Source organism: Streptomyces sp. NPDC088730 (assembly GCF_044751215.1).
GTDB lineage: Bacteria > Actinomycetota > Actinomycetes > Streptomycetales > Streptomycetaceae > Streptomyces.
The window spans coordinates 328,555-350,134 of record NZ_JBIVLK010000003.1 but is presented as its reverse complement, the minus strand read 5'-3'; the positions used below and the strand labels follow the sequence as shown (position 1 = coordinate 350,134).

Genomic DNA, 21,580 nt, shown 5'->3' with positions numbered 1-21,580 from the left:
ACGGGTCTCCAGTTCCATTAATACCCTCTCCTCTGCTACGGTCACCTCACCTTAACGGAACTACGGAACCGTTAACACCTCGACCCGAGGAAGGCCGGCCATGTCCGCACCCAGCCAGACCCCGTCCCGCGCACCTTTTGACGCCACGCCACCCGTGGACGCCGCTCCTCCGCCGCCGCCCCGGATGACCGGCCGGCAGAAGCTCGTACTCGCTCTTCTCCTGGGCGCCCAGTTCATGATCGCGGTGGACTTCTCGATCCTGAACGTCGCACTGCCCGTCGTCGGCGAGGGCCTCGGCTTCGCTCTCGCGGACCTCCAGTGGATCGCCACCGCGTTCGCCCTCGCCGCCGCCGGATTCACGCTCCTGTTCGGCCGGGTGGCCGATCTCGTCGGACGCAAACGCCTGTTCGTCGGCGGCATGATCGTCCTCGGCCTCTCCTCGGCACTGGGCGGACTGGCGACCTCCCCGGAGGTGCTGCTCACCGCCCGGGTCCTCCAGGGTCTCGCCACCGCGGCCGTCACCCCGGCCGGACTCGCCCTGCTGACCACGGCCTTCAAGGAGGGCCCGCTGCGCGAACGCGCCCTGGGCCTCAACGGGGCGCTGATGTCCGCCGGGTTCACGGCGGGCGCGATCCTCGGCGGGCTGCTCACCGATCTGCTCTCCTGGCGCTGGGCGTTCTTCGTCAACGTGCCCGTCGCCGCGCTCGTCGTCGCCCTGGCCCCGTCCGTCATCGCCGACTCGCGCCCGGCCGAACGGCCCCGTCTCGACGTGCCCGGAGCCGCGACCGTCACCGGCGGCCTGCTGTTCCTGGTCTACGGGCTGACCCAGGCGGGCGCGACCGGCTGGACGACGCCCACCACCCTGGCCGCGCTCCTCGCGGGCACCGGGCTGCTCATCGGCTTCTGGTTCGTCGAGAAGAGGGCCGCCGCGCCGCTCGTCCCCGTCCGCATCCTCAAGCGCCGCAGTGTCATCTGGGGCAACGCCACCGGCCTGATCGCGTTCGTCACCGAGACCTCGCTGGTCTTCCTGCTGACGCTCTACCTCCAGGAAGTCCTCGGCTATTCGCCCCTCGCGACGGGGCTCGCCTTCGGCGTCCTCGGTATCGGCACGGTCATCGGCGGCACCCTGGGCGGCCGGGCCGTCGGCAGGTTCGGCAACCGCACCACCATCGTCACCGGCGGCGTCGTCCAGGCGGCGGCCACCCTCTCCCTGGTCGCGCTCGGCACCTCGGGGACGTGGATCTGGCTGCTGCTGGCGGCCACGTTCGTCGGAGGCGTCGGCAACATGCTGATGATCGTCGGCTTCATGGTCACCGCCACCTCCGGACTCCCGGACGAGGAGCAGGGCCTGGCCACCGGCCTCGCCACGATGACCCAGCAGGTCGGCATCACCCTGGGCATCCCGGTCATGAGCGCCGTCGCCACCGCCAGGATGGCCGCCCTGGGGGACACGGGTCCCGACGGGGTCCTCTCCGGGGTCGCGGTCGCGATCCTCGTCAACTCCGCGCTGGTCCTGGCCGGGGCCCTGCTCGCCGGCGCCTTCCTGGGCCGCGGGCGAGCGGAGCGGGCGGCGGCCGCGCGATCCTGATCACGCCGCGGAACGCACTCTCCCGATCACACCGTCTTGATCGAACCTCCGTCGATGATGTGGTCCGCGCCGGTGGTGCTGCCGGCGCGGGGAGAGGCGAGGCAGGCGACGAGCGCGGCGACCTCGTCCGGCTGCACGAGCCTGCCGGTGACCATGCCCACGGCGGCCGGGAGACCGGCCAGGAGCTGCTCGTGCTCCACGCCCATGGACCTGGACAGCTCGGCCCCGTACCCGTCGGGACTCTCCCACATGGCGGTGCGGACGGGGCCGGGCGAGATGGTGTTGACGCGCACGCCCAAGGGGCCGAACTCCTCGGCCAGCGCCTTGCCCAGCGCGGTCAGCGCGGCCTTCGCGGTGGTGTACGGGACGGGGCCGGCGTGCGGGGTCCTGGCTCCGTTCGAGGAGATGTTGACGACGGATCCGCGACTCTCCGTGAGGTGGGGCAGGGCCGCCCGGGTGGTGCGGACGGCGGTCATGAAGTTCAGGTTGAACGTGTCGTGCCACTGCTCGTCCGTGAAGCCGAGGAACCCGCCCGTCGTGTCCGCACCCGAGTCGCCCCCGCCGACGTTGTTCACCAGGAGATCGAGCCCGCCGAGCTCGGCCGCGGCCAGGGCGACGAGCCGGCCGGGGGCGTCGGACGCGGCGAGGTCCATGGCAACGCAGATCGCGCCGGTCTCCTTGAGCTCCGGTGTGATGGTCCGCGCCGCGCCGACCACGCGCATGCCCTCGCCCACCAGCGCGGAGACGGTGGCCAGGCCGATTCCCCGGCTTGCGCCGGTCACGACGGCGGTCTTTTCGGTCAGTTGCAGGTCCATGAGGCACCCCTCTACCTAGATGGGTCGCTAGTGATGCAACAACCCTAGAACCTGCGACACTGATGTCGCAACTTAAGGACGACCGGCGACTGTCCCGTAGCCTGTTCGAACAGACACTGGGATGTGAGGAGCCTCGTGGACCGGAAGATTCAGCAGCGACCGCTGCGCGCGGATACCGAGCGGACGGTCAGGGCGATCCTGGAAGCCGCCGAGCGGGTCCTCGGCGCCAACCCGGCCGCCACGATGGAGCAGATCGCCGAGGCGGCGGGCGTCGCCCGCACCACGGTGCACCGCCGGTTCAGCAGCCGCGAGGCCCTGGTCGCAGCCCTGCGGGGGTGGGCGGCCCGGCAGTTCCACGAAGCCGTGACGAGCGCCCACGCCGACAGCGCCCCACCACTGGTCGCCCTCTACCAGGTGACCGCCAACGTCCTGCGCGTCAAGACCGGCTGGGGCTTCGCGATGGGCGCCACCACCCCGGAGGACCCCGAGGTGGCCCGCGTGCACGCCGAAGTGCTCGACCAGTGCGAGCGGTTGTTCCGACGTGCCCTGGAAGCCGGCGTCCTGCGCCCCGGCACGGACCTGGCCTGGGCGCGCCGCGTCTACTACGCCCTGATCCACGAGGCCGCCCAGAGCCGTGCCACCGAAACCAGGGACGTGGACGAACTGGCGGCACTCGTGGTCGACACGTTGCTGCGCGGGGTGGGTCAGGGCGGGCTGCTCAGCTCCTGAGGGGGCAGCGTGGCCGAAGGGATCAGTCCAGTCCTCGCTCGGGAAACCTGAACTCCATGAGGAGGTTCTCACCCGCGCTCGGCACCTGCCGGAACCCGGCCTTCTCCCAGGCACGTACTGCCCGCGGGTTCCCCCTCGCGGGATCGACCGTCACGCGCCGCCACCCGAGATCCCCGCCCAGGTGCGCAAGGAGCACCCGAGCGGCATCCGGCCCCAGGCCCCGCCCTCCCGCTTCCGGCGCCAGCACCATGTCGATGCCCCCTTCGGCCACTCCGGCCCGCCAGTACTGCGCGTAGCCCACCGGTGTGCCGTTTTCGAGTACGAGGAAGGACTCCACACGCGGCCGGCGCCGACCCACGTACTTCTCGGCCACCTCGGCACGCGATAGCGGTACGCCGCCCCAGTGCTCGACGAAGTCCGGCGAAGCGAACCACTGGGCCAGCAGGTCCACATCCTCCTCGGCCGTCGGGACAAGGCGGGTCAGCACCCCGTCGAGAACGACTCCATCGGCCATCGGCCACTCTCCGGTTCGGTTCGGAAGGGCATGTATGGCGGCAAGGTAAGGCACAACGGAAGCTGAGCCCAGTAGCCCAGTAGCCCAGTAGCCCAGTAGCCCAGTAGCCCTATGAGTAACCGGCCGGCATCAAGATGCTCAAGCGCCGAATGAGTCGGCGGCTGCGAGGGCGCGTCAGAATCTCAGCACCAGGTCTTGGGCCATGAACCGACGCAGGATGGTCGGGTCTTCCTTGACGGAGGTGAATTCCCCGAGGGGCCGCACGCCCCGGGGCGTGCGGTGCGAACACGTCCACTGCTGGGCGCCCGGCGCACTTCCTCGGCCCCCACGGCCTGCTGCCCGCACGGCGTCGCCCGGTCGGCGCGGCATCAACCCGACCGCGGCCGAGCCGAACATCCCGTCGGTCAGGGGCGTTTCCTTGATCTCCGCAGGAAAACGAAGACTCCCACCAGTGCGAAGATCACCAGAAAGATCGCAATCCCCCAGGCGGGGAGCTCGGGCCTGTCCTGCTCGGCGGCTGCCAGCGTCATACGGCTTTCCATGAGCCCTCATTTTCGATTTTGTATGCATGAAGCTGCCGGCTGCTGTGTCAGCTCGAAGGGGAGAGGAGGTGAATATGCCGGAGGCGGACGCGGGCGATGTCGCATGCCCGATCCCCAAAGAGAGCGAGAGGGCTCCCGAAGGGCGGGTGTGGTGAAACCTCCGATGTTGGGGGCGCAGGAGCGGACCGCGAGCGCTGTAGCCGTAGTTGTTGACGGTGGAGCCGGTCCGTCGGCGACCGCCACACACTGCCGAGCGTGTCGGTGAGGCAATGGCAGTTCCCCGAGCCCGTCATGGAGTTCAGGTACGACGGAAGTCTCGGCTGTAACAGTACTGCCGGAGCCCTGAAAAATAGCTGGAGCGGCCGCGATCACATAGAAGAGAGAGTCAACATCTGGCTACTTCAGCCCTCACTGGGCGCTGCGCCTTCCGTCGCCAGCCATTCACGGACACGTCTGGGCCTCCCGCGAGGTAGCGGCGGAGGGCGCTTGAGGTGGTTTCTACGAAGTTCTCGGGGATGGCGTCGGTATTGACCCAGCGGACCTGGGAGTGCTTGCGAGGTTCGCGGTTCTCGGGTTCGCCGGTCCATTCCTCAGCGGCGAACACGACCGTAAGGAAGCCGTTGGGGGCCTCGACGCCCCAGGAGCCGTGGATGATATGGGCGACCTTTAAGGACTCGGACTTGACCGTGAGGCCCGTCTCCTCGTACAGCTCGCGGACCGCGGTCTCCGTGATGGGTTCGCCCGGCTCGTTCTTGCCGACCGGTAGGTCCCACATGCCATGGGCGAACTTGGCATGCTCGCTGCGTTGGAGGAGGACGACCTGGTTCGCGTCCCTGTCGTGGACGATGACGCCGGCGACCAGCAGCGTCATGGACGTGAGGGCGGGGCTGAGTGCCTCGGGCTGGTCGTCGGTTGCCGGTTGCGGCACAGGGGCTCCCTTCTTACGGCCGCAGTGATAGCTGCGGCCTACTCGTAGGCCCAGGCCCGGCCGGTCTGCCGGTACTCCTCGACCGGGATGGGGGCGACGTCTGGCCTCATCCGGGCGGTGTACAGCAGGCCGTCGAGGTGATCGATTTCGTGGTGGACGAGGCGGGCGAGGCCACGCTCGTACACGGTGGTGACGGCCTCACCGGTCAGGGCCGTGGTCTCGACCGTGATCTCCAGCGGACGGGGGACGTGGCCGCGGACGTCGAAGAAGCTGAGGCAGCCCTCGTACTGCTCGTCCGTTTCGTCGGAGCGATCGGTGATCTTCGGGTTGAGCAGGACGATGGCAGGCGCGTCGGCGGCCGGCAGGACGACGGCGACAGCGCGGCCGATGCCGATCTGCGGGGCGGCGATGCCCATGCCCTTGGCGAAAGGATGAACCTGGCCGATCCGCTCCATGGCGGCGAACAGCTCATCGATGATGCCTTCCGCCTCGTCGCGCTCGGCGGGCAGATCGAAGGCGCGGGCCGGTTCGGCAAGGATGCCGGCGCCGCGTTGGACGACTCCGAGGTCTCGCATCTGCTGGCTGGGCCGCACGTCGATCACCTGAACTCCCCTTGATCTGTCTCGCGTTCGGGTCCGGCCCGGAAACGCCACTCAAGACGGTACCGAGCATGCAGGGCCGGTGCGGCCGTGATCCACGTGAATTGCCGTAGCCCGCCGTCCTCACTGCGGAGGGGTGGGGTCCGCAGTGGGGAGGCTTCGGCTGTCATGGAGGCCTCGGTTCCCCAGACCACCGGGTCGAGGGCGACCGGGAAGGCGAGCTGGACTTCGAGCTGCTCGGTGGGCAGCCGAACGGCCCGCTGGAACCAGTTGCCCCACTTGTCGTCACCGACGGTGTACGCGTACTCGATCCACACGGACTCGTCAGGGTAGAGCGGGAAGCGGCCGTGTTCGTTGTCGAACACCAGCCAGACTTCCTTGAACGCGTCGCGGTCGTGCTTTACCTGCCAGCGCATCGCCTCGCCCCGGCAGGTCGCTGTCAGGTCGAGTTCCTCCCAGGTCAAGGGGTGTGCCCGGTAGTGGGCGTTGGAGCGCTCGGGATCGCCGGGGTAGCGGTCGACGGCGACACGGATCAGGTAACGGGTCACCGGCTCGGAACCGGTGTTCCGCAGGAGCCTGCGCATGGTGAGCCGGTAGGAGTGCCCGTCGTACTTCAGGTGGGCGGCGTCGTGCTCGACCACGAGGGCGGAGCCGGTGGCGTAGGGCTGCTCGGACCTCCGCGGGGCCGGCGACGCCGTCGGCGGGCGCCTGCCCCGATGACGGGCCTGCTCGTAGTCGCACCACCGTCGCCAGATCGCCTTTCCGGCGTTCAGGGCTTTGTCCGCGAGCCGGGCGAACTCCTCGGTGGGCTTGGTGCGACCTGACCCCATGTGGCTGACGTGAGACGGGTCGAAGCCCATCGCTTGGGCCAATGCCCGCTTGGGCATGCCCCGTACCTCCCGCCACCGGGCCACCTCGGCTGCGAAGTCCTCGGCCGCCTGCTCGACGGTCGTCTCCTCGCTGTGCGCGTTCATGGAAGCCCCGCTCCGCGTCACTTGTCGGTGAGCATGAATGAACCGTGAGTGATCTGAGTTCATCATCCCGTCACGGCTCCCGTCACCGCTTTCCTTCCCTCAGTGCCCCGGATAGACCCGTTCGGGCAGACAAGGAAGGCGACGCATCATGCGCGTGCTGTACCTGCTGAACATCTCCAACCCCGACCAGCTGTCGGCCGATTCGGGCTGGATCTTCGCGGACCTGCTCGCTCCGGCCCTGACCGACGCCGGGGCCGAGGTGACCGTCGCGGATCCGGCTGCGGCCGGAGACGCCCGCTGCGGCTTCCACCGGACCAAGGCGCCGGGCACGAAGTACCGGGCCCGGTTCTCGGCGGACATCGATGAACTGGTCGCGTTGATCCGGGCCGAGCGGCCGGATGTGGTCGTGGCCAACCAGATCGAGGAGGCCCCGGCAGTCCGTGCGGCCCTTCTGGAGGCCGGGTCGGACGCCTTGCTCGCCGGGTACTGCCACTACCTGCCGTTCTCCTTCGCAGAGGGCGGCCAGCTCCTGCTCGACCCGTCTCTGAACGACCGGGGACTGGGCCGACCGGTGCTGCTGGCGTTCGCAGCAGGTCTGGCTGCCTGCGACCGGGTGATGGTTCACTCCTCCACGGCCGCCTCCTGGACGTCCGCTGCTGCCGCCGGGATGACCGTCGACCTCGGTGACCGGTTGCGGGTCGTGCCCGCCCCGCGTAACGAGCGGCTGGTCCGCGACCTCACCGCCAACAGGCCCGACGCGGACGTCGGTGAGGCGATCGGCGTTTACAACCACCGGTTGTACGCGCACTACGGCACCGGGCAGTTCGTGGGTCTGGCCCGCGACCTGGTCGCCTCCGGCAAGGTTCGCCTGCGGGTCATGGACCTGTTCGGCCGTCGCCGGGCGGTACGCAAGGGCCTGGACGACAGCCCGGACGAGATGCGTGATCAGCTCGCTGCCCTGCCACATGTCCAGGTCGTTTCCGATCGCGGTGACCGTGTCCGCTACAAGAATCTACTGGCCGACGCCCGCTTCGGCATCGCCCCGTTCCGGCCCGGCTGCCCTTGGTCGATGAGCGTGATCGACTGCCAGGGCATGGGCCTTCCGGTCATCTCGCCCCGGCTGGGCTGGCTGGCCGAGCACATCGATCCAGAGCTGTGCTTCACCTCTCCGGCCGAGGCGGTCGCTCTCGCCGAGCGCCTCGCTTCGGACGACGAGTTCCACGCCGTGCACGCCAAGCGGGCCCACGACTCCACCACCGACTTCGCTCCGTCTCTGGTCGCTGCCCGCTATCTGGAGGCCATCTCGTGACCGACTTCGACGCCGTCTTCCTCTCCTACGACGAGCCGATGGCCGGTTCCCTGCATTCCCGGCTCCAGCGGACGCTCGGCGGCACGGTCAAACGCCTGCACGGCGTGCACGGCATGCGCAGGGCCTATCGGCTGTGCGCCGAGGTCGTCGACGGAGAGCAGTTCTTCCTCGCCGACGGCGACTTCGCCATCGACCACGGCTTCGACGTGGCCGGCGTCGCACCGCTGGACGAAGGGGTGTCCATGAGGGTGTGGCGGGCGGTCAACGCGGTCAACGGCCTGACGTACGGCTACGGGGGGCTCAAGCTGATCCGCCGCAGTGCCCTGCGGGAGATGGGCGAGGCGGTGGACGTCCTCGCCGCCCTGCCCGGCCGCATCGAGTTCGCCCGGCACACCGCTGGGATCACCAGGTTCAATCAGAGTCCGTTCCATGCCTGGAAGGCAGGCTTCCGCGAGTGCGCGATGCTCGCTCGTGGGAGCGAATACGGAATGCCCGGCACAGACGCGCAAAGCCGCGTCGACGCATGGACGTTGAGCCACAGCGGCGAGTTCGCCGCCTACGCGGCTGCCGGAGCCAGGGAGGGGGTGGTCTTCGCCCACGAAGCCGCCCGCGCACCGAAGCGGTTCGACTGCCTCAACGACCCCGCCTGGCTGCGGCAGAGGTTCACCTCCGCTCATGGGGATCAGGCGGTGGCGGGATGACCGGCCCGTTCGTGCTTATCGAGCCGTACGCGAGCCGACTGGGAGGACATCATCAGCGCACGCTGGTGGCTCTCGCCCAGGCCCGCCCAGGCAGCCTGGTCATCGCCCCGCACGGGATCGCGGTCGATGCGGTCAGCCCTCTGCGTGAAGCAGGCGCCCGGTTGGTCACCGGACGTACCGGGTGGGTGGCGGATGTACTGCTGGCCGCTGCCGGGCTGGCGGCCGGGGGTTCCTCGGCCGGACAACGTCTGTTCCGGTCGCGCCGCTGGCCCCGCCGCCTGCGGCGACTGCCCCACCAGATCACCCTCATTGCCCGCTGCCTCACCGAGGCGTCCGCCCTCCGAGCCGCGCGCCTGCTGGAATCCAACGCCGATGCGGTGGTGATCCTGACCGCGAGTGAGGCTCTGCATGGCACCGCCGGCCTCCTGGGCGGCCAGCCGCACCTGCGTTTCGTTCACGAGACTGTCACCAGCGAGGACGCCCCCATTCGGCTGGTCGGCCGGCTCGCCCGCCGAGGCGAGGGGCGGGTAATCGCGGTCTGTCCGACACAGTTCGTCGCCGACCAACTGGCCGCTTCCTTCCGCGACCTGCCCGCTGTGGTCGGGAGCTTCGCGGTCGACGACGGCCACCGCCTGTCCGACGCCGAACGTGGGGGCGGCCGAGCCGCGTTCGGCATCCCCGCCGGCGAGAGGGCCGTGGGCCTGGTGGGCGGCTGGTGGCCCGGCAAGGACATCGAAGTGATCGACGACGCCCTGACCCGGCTGGGAGAGCCCTTGCACCTGGTGGTCACCGGCTCCCCGCTCGACGAAGGCGTGGTTCAGCGTTGGCGAGCCCTGCCCGGCCTGCGGGTGCACTCCGTCCCAGGGCCGGTCAGCGAACCCGTGCTACGGCTGGTGTACGCCGCAGCTGACGCCGCGCTCGTCAGCCGTCGCCCGGGTACCGGCAAGGAATCCGGGCTCGTCATGGACGCCGCCCGCCTCGGTGTCCCCTTGATCGTCTCCGACCACGACAGCGTCCTCACCGCCCGCCTGCAAGGGCGGCCCTGGGCTCTCACGTTCTCCGCCGGAGACCCGGTCGCGCTCGCGGAGGCACTGCGATCCGTCATCCGCCGGCCGCCGCCACGGCCCGGCTCCGATGCCCCCACCCTGCTGGGCATGCGACCTGCGGCCGGGCAGGTCGACTTCCTCACTCGTACCTTCTCCGCCCTGCGCACGAAGGAGTCCTGAATGCTGAGCGTCTGCCCTGCGCTGATCGCCGTGGTCGGCCCGGTCGAGCCGCCCATGCTGGCCGCCTGGTTCCGTCACTATCGGTGGCTGGGTGTCGAGCGGTTCCTGCTCGCCTTCTACTTTCCCGACCATGTCCCCGACGTTCGGCGGCACGAGCTCCAGGCCGCCGCCCGAGAGATGGGCATCATCCCCATCGGCACCAGCGTGGGCCCGTGGCACGAGCACACCAACACCCGGCTTCGAGACACGCTGCGGCATCGGGCGGGGCCGGGCTGGCACCTGCTCGCAGATGCGGACGAGTTCCAGCAGTACCCGGCCCCTCTCGCCGAGGTGATCGCCCAGGCCGAGAGGTCCGGCCACCACGTGGTCGGCGGGCTGATGCTCGACCGTGTAGCCGCGAGCGGACGCCTGACCGACTGGCGAGCCGAAGGCGGACTTGACCTCGCCTTTCCCTTCGGCGGCCACCTCACCCACCGACTCCTGCACGGTGACCCGAGGAAGATCGTCCTTGCCCGCCACGATGTGGCCGTGACCTCCGGCAACCACCGGGCTCCCGGCCATCGGCCCGATGCTGACCGCATCTGCGCCGTTCACCACTTCAAGTGGCGTTCCGGCATCCTGGACGACCTTCGCCGTCGGGTTCAGCACTTCGCCTCGGGCACCTGGGAGGAGCGCACCCCGGCTGTCCGTGACGAGGCAAGCCGCTTGCTGACACATGTCGGCCGGAACGGCGGCGCGATCAACATCAGTGATCCGCGGTTCGCCTTCCGCCGGGTGAGCCTGGACCGGATGCCGTTCGGCTGGCCCGCCGAGGCTCGCGGCATCTTCACGGGCTGGCGGCCATACACGCGAACCGGCCAGTACTGAGACAATTCCTCATGCTCGCGCCCGCTCGTCGCGGAAGGGATGTCCACGTGCCCCTGGCCGTTCTGCTCGCCGGTCTGACCGGCTCCGGGAAGACCACTGTCGCCCAGGGCCTCGTCGACCATGGCTTCACCCGGCTGTCCGTCGATGAGGAGGTCCACCGCCTGCACGGCCGCTACGGCGTGGACTATCCCGAGCACACCTACTTCGAGCGCGAACGTCCTGTCGTCGAGGCGATCCGGCATAGGTTCATCAAGGAGATCGAGGCCGGGAACGATGTCGTCCTTGATCACGGGCTCTGGCGCCGCACCGAGCGCGACGTCTGGCGGCAGGCCGCCCGTGAAGCGGGCGGCCACCCCTTCGTCGTCTACCTGCCGGCTGACCGTGCCGAGCTGCTACGGCGCCTGACCGAGCGCAACCGGCGTGAGGACGCCAACGCCCTCGCGGTCACCCCGGAAGCCCTAGACGACTTCTTCGCCCGATTCGACCCGCCCGGAGAGGGCGAGGAGAAGATCGTCTACAGCGGAGACCTCGGCGTGCTCCTCGCAGCCTTGACAGCGGCCGACCACGCCGAGGGCTGAGCACGGTCTCAGGTCGGCGGGAGATCACCGGGCGGGCTTCTGGCTCCCGCGCGCTGGGCCCATGCTGTGTGCCGCACGGGTACCGCTGGTGCGGGGCCCCGCACCAAGGCGATCAGGGTGAAACATGTTCGGTGGTGCTTCGCACGCGTGCCGCTTGAGTCCTCTTGCTCGGTTGAGCGGTGATGCGCCAGTTGAGGACCTCGGCCGGATGTTCGGCGCTGACAAGTTCCCTCTGGGCGGAGACCTCAGCCAGAAGATGGCGCGCGTTGTGGCCGTTGGTTTCGGCGCGGGCGAGGGTCGTGGTCAGCGCGGCCCAGGAGGGGTCGGCGAGGATGCGGTCGGCGTGATCGGGGAGGGCCGCACGAACGTCCTGCTCGTAGCGGCTGGCGGTCGCGGCTCGTGGTGCGCGACGGGCCAAGTCCGCCAGACGGGTGCGGTGGCCCGCTGGTAACCGGCCTTGAGGTGGCGGAAGGCCTTTTCGGCCGCTGCGGCCCGCTGTCGGTGGCCGCGCTGCTCGTGCCACTTGGTGGCGGCGCGGGCCAGGTGCACGGTGGCGAAGAACAGGGCGATGGCGAGTCCTCCGGCTCATTGGCGGCATAGGCGAGTTCCTTGGCGGCCTGGCGCAGGGCGGTAGTGGCCTGGTGATCCGCGCGGGTGGCGGATCGGCGGGCTCGGTTGAACGTCGAGGCGGCTGCGCGTAGCTCTGCGCGGCGCGGGCCCGGTGTGGCGCTGGCGATCTTGTAGAGAGCGTCGACGAAGGCGGCGAGGTGGGCTTGGGCGGCAGCATCATCGTCGGAGTCGAGGACGATGTGCGCCGTCTGTATGGCAGGAGCCTCAGCCACCCCTCCTCCGGCTCGGGCGTCCCCTGGCGCTCGGCCTTGTCCTCCGCCCCCCTGGGGCGGGGGCAAGCGTGGACGATGCCTCGTTGGAGGCTCGTTCGCTCCAGCTTGCTGCTGATCGGCGGGTGAGCCTGAACAGCTTCCGGCGGCGGGAGGTGGTGTCGTCGGCGTTCGATTCGGGCATGGTGGTGCTCAAGCTCGACGCCCAACGCTGGCTCTACGAGGTCACGGCAAGCGCGGTCACCGGTCAGTACGTCGACCCCTGCGCCGGTCGCATCACCTTCGCGAAGTACGCCGAGAGGTGGCAGGGCTCACTCATCGCCAGTGAGGCGTGTGAGCGCATCACGGACCATGCGCTGCGGCTCCACCTTGTACCGGCGTTGAGTGTGCGTTCACCGGCGGCGATACGCCGTAATGACAAAGATGACCGCGAAGTCACGTCGGACGGTTCCGGTCGGGGAGGTCGTCACCGACGCGCTCCTCGGACACCTCGGCGCGCGCCCCTCCACGGGGTGGCCGTTCACGATGGAGCAGGCGAGCCGCTGAACTACCGACGCTGGAAGACCGAGTGGAACTGTGCCCGCAAGGCGCTCCAAGCAGCGGAGAACGAAGCAGCCGAGCGCGAGGGCGGCAAGTTTGTCGAGCTGCCGCACCTGGTCACCCACGACCGGCCCTTCTGCGCCTCCGCGCTCATCGGCGGTGGGGCGAGCGTCAAGCAGGTCCAGATGGCCCTCGGCCCCGCGTCCGCCGTCATCCCGTCACGGATCTACGCGCGCCCGCGGCCGAACGAAGAAGACCGCACCCGGTCCGTGACGGACGCCCTTGCGGGTGCCCGGCGGGCCGGGTGCGGTCAGGTAGCCGACGTAACCGGCAAAATCGCAGGTCAGACGGTCTAGCCTTAGATCAGGCCTTCTTGGTCTCCCAGAAGATCGTGTCGATCTGGGCGATCAGGTCCAGAGCCTTCTGGCCGGTCGCCGGGTCGTTCGAGCCCTTGGCCGCGGAGAGCGCCTTCAGGGTGTCGTTGACCAGCTGGTGCAGCTCCGGGTACTTCTCGAAGTGCGGCGGCTTGAAGTAGTCGCTCCAGAGCACCGAGACGTGGTGCTTCGCGAGCTCGGCGCGCTGTTCCTTGATCAGGATCGCGCGAGTGCGGAAGTCCGCGTCCTCGTTGGCCTGGTACTTCTCCTGGACGGCCTTGACCGACTCCGCCTCGATGCGGGCCTGGGCCGGGTCGTACACGCCGCAGGGGAGGTCGCAGTGGGCGCTGACCTTCACCTTGGGGGCAAACAGGCGGGAAAGCATGGGGCTGTCCTTCCTCGTGATCGTCTTCTCAGGTGGGACATTACTCCGTGAGAGCCGCGAAATTGTGGGTGCCCCCATGGGCTTAGGCCAAAAGTCCAGGGTGAGGATGGGACCAGTGGCCGAATGTACGGAACGCTGTGGTGGACGGTGTACTGGACGGACGGGGAGGTGCCGGAGAGATGCGGGAGGTGCCGGAGTTGCCGGAGCTGACCGATGAACAGCCCGGACGCGGGCTGGCGGCGCGGGTGCCGTTCCAGGTGGTGGAGGTGACGGGGCCCTCGATGGTGCCCACGCTCCACCACGGGGACTGGCTGCTCGTGCAGTACGGGGCGCCGGTGCGTCCCGGTGATGTGGTGATCCTGAGACACCCGTTCCAGCAGGATCTGCTGGTGGTCAAGCGCGCCATGGAGCGGCGCGCCGGGGGCTGGTGGGTGCGTGGTGACAACCGGTTCGCGGGTGGCGACAGCACGGATTACGGGACCGTGCCAGAGGAACTGGTGCTGGCCAGGGTGCGGGCGCGTTACCGGCCGCTGACGAAGGATCAGCGTTCGCTGCGCGGGGTGGTGGGCTGGGCGGTCTCCGCGCTGCGGCCGGTCTCGGCTGCGCGCTCCGTCTCCAGGCGCTTGCGGGCCCGGTAGGCGGCGACGTTGGCACGGGTCGCGCAGCGGTCGGAGCAGTAGCGGCGGGAGCGGTTGGTCGAGGTGTCGAGGTAGGCGTTGCGGCACGGCGCCGCCTCGCACAGGCCGAGCCGGTCCACGCCGTACGAGGTGAGGTGGAAGGCGAGGCCCATCGCCGCCGTGGCGGCGTAGCCCGCCGTGGCGTTGGACGGGTGGTCGGCCAGGTGCATGTGCCAGTCCGGCTTTCCGTCCGCGTCCCGGATGTCGTGGCCGGAGATCTGCGGGCTGACCGGGAACTCCAGCAGCAGTGAGTTGAGCAGGTCCACGGCCAGCGTCTCGTCGCCCCCGTCGGCCGCCTCGAAGACCGAGCGGAGCCGGGCCCGGACGGACCGGAAGCGGGTCACGTCCGCGTCGGTCGCCCGGCGGGCGGCCTGGCCGTTGACACCGAAGAGCTCGCGCACCGCGTCGACCGTGGTGAGGGTGTCCTTGTTGCGGGCCGGCTCCTCGGTGTTGACCAGGCGCACGGCGTAGTCCGAGTAATAGGCCAGTTCCACTTGTAGTCCTTACGGCGTCGGTCTAGGGTCGGTGCGACGGTGTGTAATGGGCTTCTATGGCCCCAGGGTATTACATGGGAGGGTTTCGGGTGACGGAGTCAGCGCGGGGTGCCGACTGGAGGTCCTGGCAGGAGAGCTGGGACCGGCAGCAGGAGTGGTACATGCCCGACCGCGAGGAACGCTTCCGCGTGATGCTGGACATGGTCGAGGCCCTGGTAGGGCCCGAACCCCGGGTCCTCGACCTCGCGTGCGGTACGGGAAGTATTACGGACCGGCTGCTCCGGCGGTTCCCCAAGGCCACCAGCACCGGGGTCGACCTCGATCCCGCACTGCTCGCCATCGCCCGCGGCACCTTCGACGGCGACGAGCGCGCCACCTTCGTCACCGCGGACCTCAAGGACCCCCGGTGGCCGGACGCGCTGCCGCACGGCTCGTACGACGCGGTCCTCACCGCCACGGCCCTGCACTGGCTGCACAGCGAGCCGCTCGCCGTTCTCTACGGGCAGCTCGGCGGCCTCGTCCGGGACGGCGGGGTGTTCATGAACGTCGACCACATGACCGATCCCGGCACCCCCCGGATCAACGCCGCCGAACGCGCCCACCGGCACGCCGTCATGGACAGGGCCAAGGCCGGCGGCGTCCTCGACTGGGCGGACTGGTGGGCACTGGCCGCGAAGGACCCGGTACTCGCCGCGCCGACCGCCGAGCGGTTCAGGATCTACGGCGAGCACGCGGACGGCGACACGCCCTCCGTGCGCTGGCACGCGGACACCCTGCGCGCGGCCGGGTTCGGCGAGGCGCGGGCCGTCTGGTCCTCGCCGTCGGACAGCCTGGTGCTCGCGGTGAAGTAGCGGCACCCTCCCCGGAGGGGCGGTGCGGACTGCGGTCCGGGCCGCCCCTCCGCGTTTTTCCGGCCGGCGCCGCAACCCGCCCGCCACCCCACCGCACTGGAAGGGTGAGACGGTCCGCACCAGCGGACCCGGAGAGGGGCGGTGAGGATGCGGATCGATGACGACGCCGCGCTGCACGCCTTCGTCGAGAACAGACGCACCGCGCTGTTCCGCAGCGCGTACCTGCTCTGCGGCGACCGGTACGAGGCCGAGGACCTGGTCCAGACGGCGCTGGTCAAGGTGGTGCTCGGCGGGCGGCGGCACGGGCGGCTCGACAACATCGAGGCGTACGCGCGCAAGACCCTGGTCAACACCTTCATCGCCTCCCGCCGCCGGTTCTGGCGGCGGGAGCAGTCGTACGGCGAACTGCCCGAGCGGGCGGACCACGCGCCCGACACGGACACCGGCCTCGCGGTCCGGGCGGCCCTCGCCCGGCTCACCGCCAGGCAGCGGGCCGTACTGGTGCTGCGCTACTGGGAGGACCTGAGCGTCGAGGCCACGGCCGCACTGCTCGGGATGCGGGAGAACACGGTCAAGAGCCACGCGGCTCGGGGGTTGGCGGCGCTGCGCGCCGAGATGGCGGAGGAGAAGGTATGAGCGACGTGCGTGAGCTGCTGGGGTGGGCCGCGGAGGACGCGGGGCGGCCGGTCATCAGCACGGAAGCGGTCTACGCCAAGGCGGCCCGGGTGCGGTGGCGCCGCCGGGCCGGGATCTCCGCGGCGGCGGTCTGCGCGGTCGCCGCCGGGGCGTTCGTGGTGCCGGGGCTGTCCGCGGGACAGAAGCAGAGTCCGCGGACCTCGTCGGTGGCGGCGCCGGGCAAGCTCGGTGGCTCCGGGCGGGCCGAGAAGCTGGCCGCGCTGCTGCCCGCGGGCGTCGGCCGGGTCGAGCAGGTCTCGCTGGCCGCCATCATCAAGCACGCCACGCCCGTGCAGGCGAAGGAGCACCTGTACGGGCCGGTGGACGGGCAGTTCGCGGTCCGCAGGGACGGCGGCGTCGGCTATCTCGTCATCGGGCTCATGAACGCGAAGACGGTGGACAAGAAGCTCGGGGGAGGGTCGCGGGACACGGATCCGTGCGCGGCCCTGCCCGGGGAGCCGCACCGTACGGACTGTGTCCGCGAGGAGCTGCCGGGCGGGCGGGTGCTGACCCTCTGGAGCGACTCGATGGACTACGGGGACGGCACCCCGCAGTGGGGGCCCGAGCTCGCGGGCCGGCTCTCGCTCCCGGACGGCGGCCAACTGGCCGTACGGGACAGCACCGGCTTCGAGGCCGACACCGCCCAGGGACCGCTGCTGAAGGCCCCGCCGCTCACCCGGGCGCAGCTGCGGACGCTGATGCTCAGCCCGGAGCTGCTGCGGAAGAAGTAGCGCCCACCCGCGCGAGGTCAGACGCGCGGGGGCGGTACGGACCCGGTGGGTCCGTACCGCCCCCTGCCGTACCGAACGGCTACAGCACCTTGGACAGGAACGACTTCGTCCGGTCGTGCTGCGGGTTGGTCAGTACAGCGCGTGGGTGGCCCGATTCGACCACCACACCGTCGTCCATGAAGACCAGCGCGTCCCCCACCTCGCGGGCGAAGCCCATCTCGTGGGTCACCACGATCATCGTCATGCCCTCCTCCGCGAGGCCGCGCATGACGTCCAGTACATCGCCCACCAGCTCCGGGTCGAGCGCGGAGGTGGGCTCGTCGAAGAGCATCAGCTTCGGCTCCATGGCCAGCGCGCGGGCGATGGCCACCCGCTGCTGCTGACCGCCGGAGAGCTGCGAGGGGTAGCTGTTCGCCTTGTCGGACAGGCCGACCCGGTCCAGGAGCCGTTCGGCACGGGTCCGGGCGACCGCCTTGGACTCGCGCTTGACCTGGACCGGAGCCTCCATGACGTTCTCGATCGCCGTCATGTGCGGGAACAGGTTGAAGCGCTGGAAGACCATGCCGATGTCCCGGCGCTTCAGGGCGACTTCGCTGTCCCTGAGCTCGTAGAGCTTCTCGCCCTTCTGGCGGTAGCCCACCAGCTCGCCGTCCACGGAGAGCCGGCCGGCGCTGATCTGCTCCAGGTGGTTGATGCACCGCAGGAACGTCGACTTGCCGGAACCGGACGGGCCGATCAGGCAGAAGACCTCGCGCGGGGCGACCTCCAGGTCGATGCCCTTGAGGATGTGTGCGGCGCCGAAGGACTTGTGGACGCCCTCGGCCTTCACCATGGCGGTCATGCCATGCCTCCCTTCGGGCGGCCCAGTGACAGCAGGTTGGCCCGGATCTTCTGCATCGGGGTGGGCGGCAGACTGCGGCTGGAGCCACGGGCGTAGTAGCGCTCCAGGTAGTACTGACCGACGCTCAGCACCGAGGTCATGATCAGGTACCAGGCCGCGGCGAGGAAGTACATCTCCACCGGCGCCCCGGACGCCTGCCCGATGTCCTGCGCGTACTTGAAAAGTTCGTAGAACTGCACGGCGGCCACCAGCGAGGTGGTCTTGAGCATGTTGATGACCTCGTTGCCCGTCGGCGGCACGATCACCCGCATGGCCTGCGGGATCACGACGCGTCGCAGGGTCTTGCCGTGGCTCATGCCCAGCGCGTGGGACGCCTCCGTCTGGCCCTCGTCGACCGAGAGCAGCCCGGCCCGGCAGATCTCCGCCATGTACGCGGCCTCGTTCAGGCCGAGGCCGAGCAGCGCCGTCAGCAGCGGCGTCATGAAGCTCGACCAGTAGTCCTTGTAGATCGGCCCGAGGTTGATGTACTGGAAGACCAGCCCCAGGTTGAACCAGACGAACAGCTGGACCAGGACGGGTGTCCCGCGGAAGAACCAGATGTAGGACCAGGCGATCGACGAGGTCACCGGGTTCTTCGACAGGCGCATGACGGCCAGCAGGATGCCGCCGACCACGCCGATCACCATGGAGAGGGCGGTCAGCAGCAGGGTCTGGCCGACCCCCTTGACGATGCGGTCGTCGAAGAAGTAGTCCGGGACCGCGCCCCAGTTGATCTTGCCCTGGCTGAACGCGTAGATGATCGCGACCAGCGCGGCGATGGCGACGACCGCCGAGACGTACCGGCCGTAGTGCCGGACCGGGATGGCCCTGATCGCCTCGGGTCCGGCCGCCGGGGTGCGGGGTACGGGCTGCTGGTCGGCCGGGCCCGGCTTCTCGATGTCAGTCACGGCTGATGCCTTTCAGCGCCGGAGTCCGGTCACGATCCGCCGTTCAGCTTGGCCTCGGTGACCGCGCCGGCCTCGACGCCCCACTTGGCGATGATCTTCTCGTACTCGCCGCTCTTGATGATCGCGTCCATGGCCGCCTTGACGGCCTTGGTGAGCTGGTCGTTGCCCTTGGCGATGGCGATGCCGTACGGGGCCGCCTCGACCTGGTCGCCGACGATCTGGAAGTCCTTGCCGCCGCCCGAGGTCTTCACCGCGTACGCGGCGACCGGGAAGTCGGAGGAGCCGGCGTCGGCGCCGCCGGAGCGCAGCCGGGTCTGGGCCTCCAGGTCGTTGTCGTACGGCTCGATGGCGATCTTCTTGCCGCCGGCGCACTTCTTCGACTCGGACTTGGCCAGGTCGTGCGAGACGGTGTTGCGCTGGACGACGATCTTCTTGCCGCAGAGGTCGGACCAGGTCTTGATGCCCTGGTCGTCACCCTTCTTGGTGTAGATCGAGACGCCGGCGGTGAAGTAGTCGATGAAGTCGACCCCCTCGCCGACCTTCTTCTTCGTCTCGGGGTCGATGCCCTCCTGGCGGTCCTTGGTGTCGGTCATCGCCGACATGGCCAGGTCGTAGCGCTTGGAGCGCAGCCCCGTGACCAGGGTGTCGAACGTGCCGTTCTCGAACTGGAACTCCACGCCCAGCTGCTTGCCCAGGGCCGCGGCGAGGTCCGGGTCGATGCCGACCGTCTTGCCGGACTTGTCCTTGAACTCGACCGGCGGGTAAGCGATGTCCGAGCCGACCTTGATGACGCCCTTGGACTTGATCTCGGGGGGGAGGAGGCCGGCGGGGGAGGCGGCGGCGCCGTCGCTCGCCTTCGTCGAGGCGGAGTCGCCGGAGTTGTTCTTCGTCTGGTCGCCACAGGCGGTCAGCAGCATGGTGCCGGCGACCGCGATGGCGCCGACCGCCGCGATCCGGGACTTCGCGGCCGTACGACGAGTCTTGCGTGCGGTCATGATCGGGTTCCTCCGGCAGATGAGGGTGGTGTTGCCAGGCGGTGTGGCACACGTCGTCGGGTGCCGCCGCCGTGTGCGATTACGGCATCTTGCCATTCGGACCAGCGCATTCAGGGGGCCGGTCATGTCAAAATCGGATAACGGGCGATCCCCGATCCTCACGAGGCCGGTACACCAGGGCCGGACCTTCTATGGGGTTTCTTTCCCGCGACCGCAGAATCTGCGGCGCGTCTCGGACAGTGGACACTCATTCTTCGCGTGGCGGACATTGTCCAGATATTGGGCTATGAGTCAGGTCACCGAACGGGTATGGACTCGTCCCTGACCCGGTCCGTCCGGTATGAAAGACGTTTACACCCCTCATCCGGGGCTCAGGGCGCGTGTGCGGCGCGCCCGCGCGTACGTACCTCTCCCTGCGCCGGGCGGACCAACCGCCCGGCGCAGGGCACGTACGCGGTGCCCGCCCACCCCTCCTCAACCAGGAGTGGCCACCCTCAAACGATGAAGACTTAAGGGGTCAACACCATGGCAGCGGAGATCGTCAATCCTCGCAGCGACAGCAGCACAGACAGCACGGACAGTGCGACCGACGAGCCGTTCGATCCGGCCTTCGCCCTCCACCGGGGCGGGAAGATGGCCGTGCAGGCCACCGTCCCGATCCGGGACAAGGACGACCTCTCCCTCGCGTACACGCCCGGTGTGGCGAAGGTGTGCAGCGCGATCGCGGAGAATCCCGAACTCGTCCACGACTACACCTGGAAGTCGCAGGTCGTCGCCGTCGTGACGGACGGCACCGCGGTGCTGGGGCTCGGGGACATCGGACCCGAGGCCTCCCTCCCGGTGATGGAGGGCAAGGCGATCCTGTTCAAGCAGTTCGGCGGGGTCGACGCGGTGCCGATCGCGCTCGCGACCACCGACGCGGACGAGATCGTCGAGACCGTCGTCAGGCTCGCCCCGTCCTTCGGCGGCGTGAACCTGGAGGACATCTCGGCCCCGCGCTGCTTCGAGATCGAGCGCAGGCTCCAGGAGCGGCTCGACATCCCGGTCTTCCACGACGACCAGCACGGCACCGCCGTGGTCACGCTCGCCGCTCTGCGCAACGCCGCGAAGCTGTCCGGGCGCAGTCTCGGTGATCTGCGCGCCGTCATCTCGGGCGCGGGTGCGGCCGGGGTGGCCATCGCCAAGTTCCTGCTGGAGGCGGGGCTCGGGGATGTCGCGGTCGCCGACCGCAAGGGCATCGTCAGCCGGGACCGCGAGGACCTGACGGAGGTCAAGCGGGAGCTGGCCGAGCTGACGAACAAGGCCGGTATCTCCGGACCGCTGGACAGCGCGCTGGCCGGCGCGGACGTCTTCATCGGCGTCTCCGGCGGTACGGTCCCGGAGCCGGCCGTCGCCTCGATGGCGCCCGGTGCGTTCGTCTTCGCCATGGCGAACCCGAACCCCGAGGTGCACCCCGACATCGCGCACAAGTACGCGGCCGTCGTGGCGACCGGCCGCTCCGACTACCCGAACCAGATCAACAACGTGCTGGCGTTCCCCGGCATCTTCGCGGGCGCGCTCCAGGTGCGGGCGTCCCGGATCACCGAGGGCATGAAGATCGCCGCGGCGACCGCGCTGGCGGACGTGGTGGGCGACGAGCTGGCCGCCGACTACGTGATCCCGTCGCCGTTCGACGAGCGGGTCGCCCCGGCGGTCACGGCGGCCGTCGCCGCGGCGGCGCGGGCGGAGGGCGTGGCCCGGCGCTGAGGTTCTGACGCGGGGGTCCGGGGCCGCGCCCCGGGCCCCCGTTGCTCTGTCGCCGGAGGGACTCGTTCCGCCCGCGCTCGCCGTTCGAACGGCAGGCGCGATTCCCGGCCTCGCC

The 21,580-nt window shown here is 69.7% G+C and carries 23 protein-coding genes and 1 pseudogene; 13 read left to right on the top strand and 11 right to left on the bottom strand.

Translation table 11 applies throughout. From position 1 onward, the window contains the following. The first annotated feature begins 100 nt into the window (after positions 1-100). Complete coding sequence (locus ACIP89_RS13475; protein ID WP_402114923.1) at positions 101-1,588, top strand: MFS transporter; 1,488 nt, start codon at positions 101-103, stop codon at positions 1,586-1,588. 26 nt (positions 1,589-1,614) lie between these two features. Here the strand turns inward: ACIP89_RS13475 and ACIP89_RS13470 are convergent, their stop codons facing one another. Then, a complete protein-coding gene (locus ACIP89_RS13470) occupies positions 1,615-2,403 on the bottom strand; it encodes an SDR family oxidoreductase (protein ID WP_402114921.1) in 789 nt (262 codons plus the stop codon). Positions 2,404-2,538: 135 nt separating this feature from the next. Between ACIP89_RS13470 and ACIP89_RS13465 the strand changes: the two genes are divergently transcribed. Further along, on the top strand, positions 2,539-3,132 hold the full coding sequence (locus ACIP89_RS13465; RefSeq protein WP_402114919.1) for a TetR/AcrR family transcriptional regulator: 594 nt from the start codon (positions 2,539-2,541) through the stop codon (positions 3,130-3,132). Positions 3,133-3,154: 22 nt separating this feature from the next. Here ACIP89_RS13465 and ACIP89_RS13460 read toward each other — a convergent pair whose 3' ends face one another. The 4 genes from ACIP89_RS13460 to ACIP89_RS13445 form a co-directional block, all read right to left on the bottom strand. Then, a complete protein-coding gene (locus ACIP89_RS13460) occupies positions 3,155-3,646 on the bottom strand; it encodes a GNAT family N-acetyltransferase (protein WP_402114917.1) in 492 nt (163 codons plus the stop codon). A 927-nt stretch (positions 3,647-4,573) separates the two neighbouring features. After that, positions 4,574-5,059 carry an NUDIX domain-containing protein gene (locus tag ACIP89_RS13455; RefSeq protein ID WP_402114914.1) on the bottom strand — a complete coding sequence of 162 codons (486 nt, stop codon included), beginning with the start codon at positions 5,057-5,059 and terminating at the stop codon, positions 4,574-4,576. Between the two features lie 95 nt (positions 5,060-5,154). After that, positions 5,155-5,718, bottom strand: a complete 564-nt coding sequence (locus ACIP89_RS13450) for a peptide deformylase (protein ID WP_402114912.1) — start codon at positions 5,716-5,718, stop codon at positions 5,155-5,157. After that, positions 5,715-6,689, bottom strand: coding sequence for a multiprotein-bridging factor 1 family protein (locus tag ACIP89_RS13445; RefSeq protein WP_402114909.1), 975 nt, complete (start codon positions 6,687-6,689; stop codon positions 5,715-5,717). Before ACIP89_RS13445 ends, ACIP89_RS13450 begins: the two co-directional genes overlap by 4 nt. 148 nt (positions 6,690-6,837) lie before the next feature. On the opposite strand from ACIP89_RS13445, the gene ACIP89_RS13440 reads away from it, so the two are divergent. Genes ACIP89_RS13440 through ACIP89_RS13420 form a run of 5 tightly spaced genes read left to right on the top strand, consistent with a single transcriptional unit; the run spans position 6,838 to position 11,370 of the window. Then, complete coding sequence (locus ACIP89_RS13440) at positions 6,838-7,998, top strand: glycosyltransferase (RefSeq protein WP_402114907.1); 1,161 nt, start codon at positions 6,838-6,840, stop codon at positions 7,996-7,998. Beyond that, positions 7,995-8,699, top strand: a complete 705-nt coding sequence (locus ACIP89_RS13435) for a hypothetical protein (RefSeq protein WP_402114905.1) — start codon at positions 7,995-7,997, stop codon at positions 8,697-8,699. Before ACIP89_RS13440 ends, ACIP89_RS13435 begins: the two co-directional genes overlap by 4 nt. Further along, positions 8,696-9,925 carry a hypothetical protein gene (locus ACIP89_RS13430; protein WP_402114902.1) on the top strand — a complete coding sequence of 410 codons (1,230 nt, stop codon included), beginning with the start codon at positions 8,696-8,698 and terminating at the stop codon, positions 9,923-9,925. The genes ACIP89_RS13435 and ACIP89_RS13430 overlap by 4 nt, the downstream gene beginning before the upstream one ends. 30 nt (positions 9,926-9,955) lie before the next feature. Further along, positions 9,956-10,792 carry a glycosyltransferase family 2 protein gene (locus ACIP89_RS13425; RefSeq protein ID WP_402114900.1) on the top strand — a complete coding sequence of 279 codons (837 nt, stop codon included), beginning with the start codon at positions 9,956-9,958 and terminating at the stop codon, positions 10,790-10,792. 47 nt (positions 10,793-10,839) lie between these two features. After that, positions 10,840-11,370, top strand: a complete 531-nt coding sequence (locus ACIP89_RS13420) for an AAA family ATPase (protein ID WP_402114899.1) — start codon at positions 10,840-10,842, stop codon at positions 11,368-11,370. A gap of 118 nt (positions 11,371-11,488) precedes the next feature. Here ACIP89_RS13420 and ACIP89_RS13415 read toward each other — a convergent pair. After that, a pseudogene (locus ACIP89_RS13415) lies at positions 11,489-12,197 on the bottom strand (mobilization protein); the annotation flags it as partial. 83 nt (positions 12,198-12,280) lie between these two features. Between ACIP89_RS13415 and ACIP89_RS13410 the strand changes: the two are divergent. After that, a complete protein-coding gene (locus tag ACIP89_RS13410) occupies positions 12,281-13,105 on the top strand; it encodes a hypothetical protein (protein WP_402114896.1) in 825 nt (274 codons plus the stop codon). Positions 13,106-13,112: 7 nt separating this feature from the next. On the opposite strand, the gene sodN is transcribed toward ACIP89_RS13410, so the two are convergent. Next, positions 13,113-13,508: a superoxide dismutase, Ni gene (sodN, locus tag ACIP89_RS13405; protein WP_311303280.1), complete on the bottom strand. Its 396-nt coding sequence runs from the start codon at positions 13,506-13,508 to the stop codon at positions 13,113-13,115. A 179-nt stretch (positions 13,509-13,687) separates the two neighbouring features. Here sodN and sodX point away from each other — a divergent pair, with 179 nt between their 5' ends. Continuing rightward, the gene (gene sodX / locus ACIP89_RS13400; RefSeq protein WP_402114894.1) at positions 13,688-14,146 is read left to right on the top strand and encodes a nickel-type superoxide dismutase maturation protease; all 459 of its coding nucleotides are present in this window, start codon (positions 13,688-13,690) and stop codon (positions 14,144-14,146) included. Here the strand turns inward: sodX and ACIP89_RS13395 are convergent. Next, entirely contained in the window at positions 14,050-14,679 is a 630-nt protein-coding gene (locus ACIP89_RS13395) for a CGNR zinc finger domain-containing protein (protein ID WP_401920612.1), read from the bottom strand. The genes sodX and ACIP89_RS13395 overlap by 97 nt on opposite strands. Before the next feature lie 161 nt (positions 14,680-14,840). Between ACIP89_RS13395 and ACIP89_RS13390 the strand changes: the two genes are divergently transcribed. The 3 genes from ACIP89_RS13390 (at position 14,841) to ACIP89_RS13380 (ending at position 16,936) form a co-directional block, all read left to right on the top strand. Continuing rightward, positions 14,841-15,530: a class I SAM-dependent methyltransferase gene (locus ACIP89_RS13390; protein WP_402115206.1), complete on the top strand. Its 690-nt coding sequence runs from the start codon at positions 14,841-14,843 to the stop codon at positions 15,528-15,530. Between the two features lie 147 nt (positions 15,531-15,677). Beyond that, entirely contained in the window at positions 15,678-16,166 is a 489-nt protein-coding gene (locus tag ACIP89_RS13385) for a SigE family RNA polymerase sigma factor (protein ID WP_073737071.1), read from the top strand. After that, complete coding sequence (locus ACIP89_RS13380) at positions 16,163-16,936, top strand: hypothetical protein (RefSeq protein ID WP_402114892.1); 774 nt, start codon at positions 16,163-16,165, stop codon at positions 16,934-16,936. Before ACIP89_RS13385 ends, ACIP89_RS13380 begins: the two co-directional genes overlap by 4 nt. Positions 16,937-17,015: 79 nt before the next feature. On the opposite strand, the gene ACIP89_RS13375 is transcribed toward ACIP89_RS13380, so the two are convergent. Genes ACIP89_RS13375 through ACIP89_RS13365 form a run of 3 tightly spaced genes read right to left on the bottom strand, consistent with a single transcriptional unit; the run spans position 17,016 to position 19,719 of the window. After that, the gene (locus ACIP89_RS13375) at positions 17,016-17,777 is read right to left on the bottom strand and encodes an amino acid ABC transporter ATP-binding protein (protein WP_402114890.1); all 762 of its coding nucleotides are present in this window, start codon (positions 17,775-17,777) and stop codon (positions 17,016-17,018) included. Next, a complete protein-coding gene (locus ACIP89_RS13370; RefSeq protein ID WP_401920609.1) occupies positions 17,774-18,724 on the bottom strand; it encodes an amino acid ABC transporter permease in 951 nt (316 codons plus the stop codon). Before ACIP89_RS13370 ends, ACIP89_RS13375 begins: the two co-directional genes overlap by 4 nt. A 29-nt stretch (positions 18,725-18,753) precedes the next feature. Further along, entirely contained in the window at positions 18,754-19,719 is a 966-nt protein-coding gene (locus tag ACIP89_RS13365; protein ID WP_401920608.1) for an ABC transporter substrate-binding protein, read from the bottom strand. A gap of 525 nt (positions 19,720-20,244) precedes the next feature. Between ACIP89_RS13365 and ACIP89_RS13360 the strand changes: the two genes are divergently transcribed. Next, positions 20,245-21,465 carry an NADP-dependent malic enzyme gene (locus ACIP89_RS13360; RefSeq protein ID WP_401920607.1) on the top strand — a complete coding sequence of 407 codons (1,221 nt, stop codon included), beginning with the start codon at positions 20,245-20,247 and terminating at the stop codon, positions 21,463-21,465. Positions 21,466-21,580 lie beyond the last annotated feature (115 nt).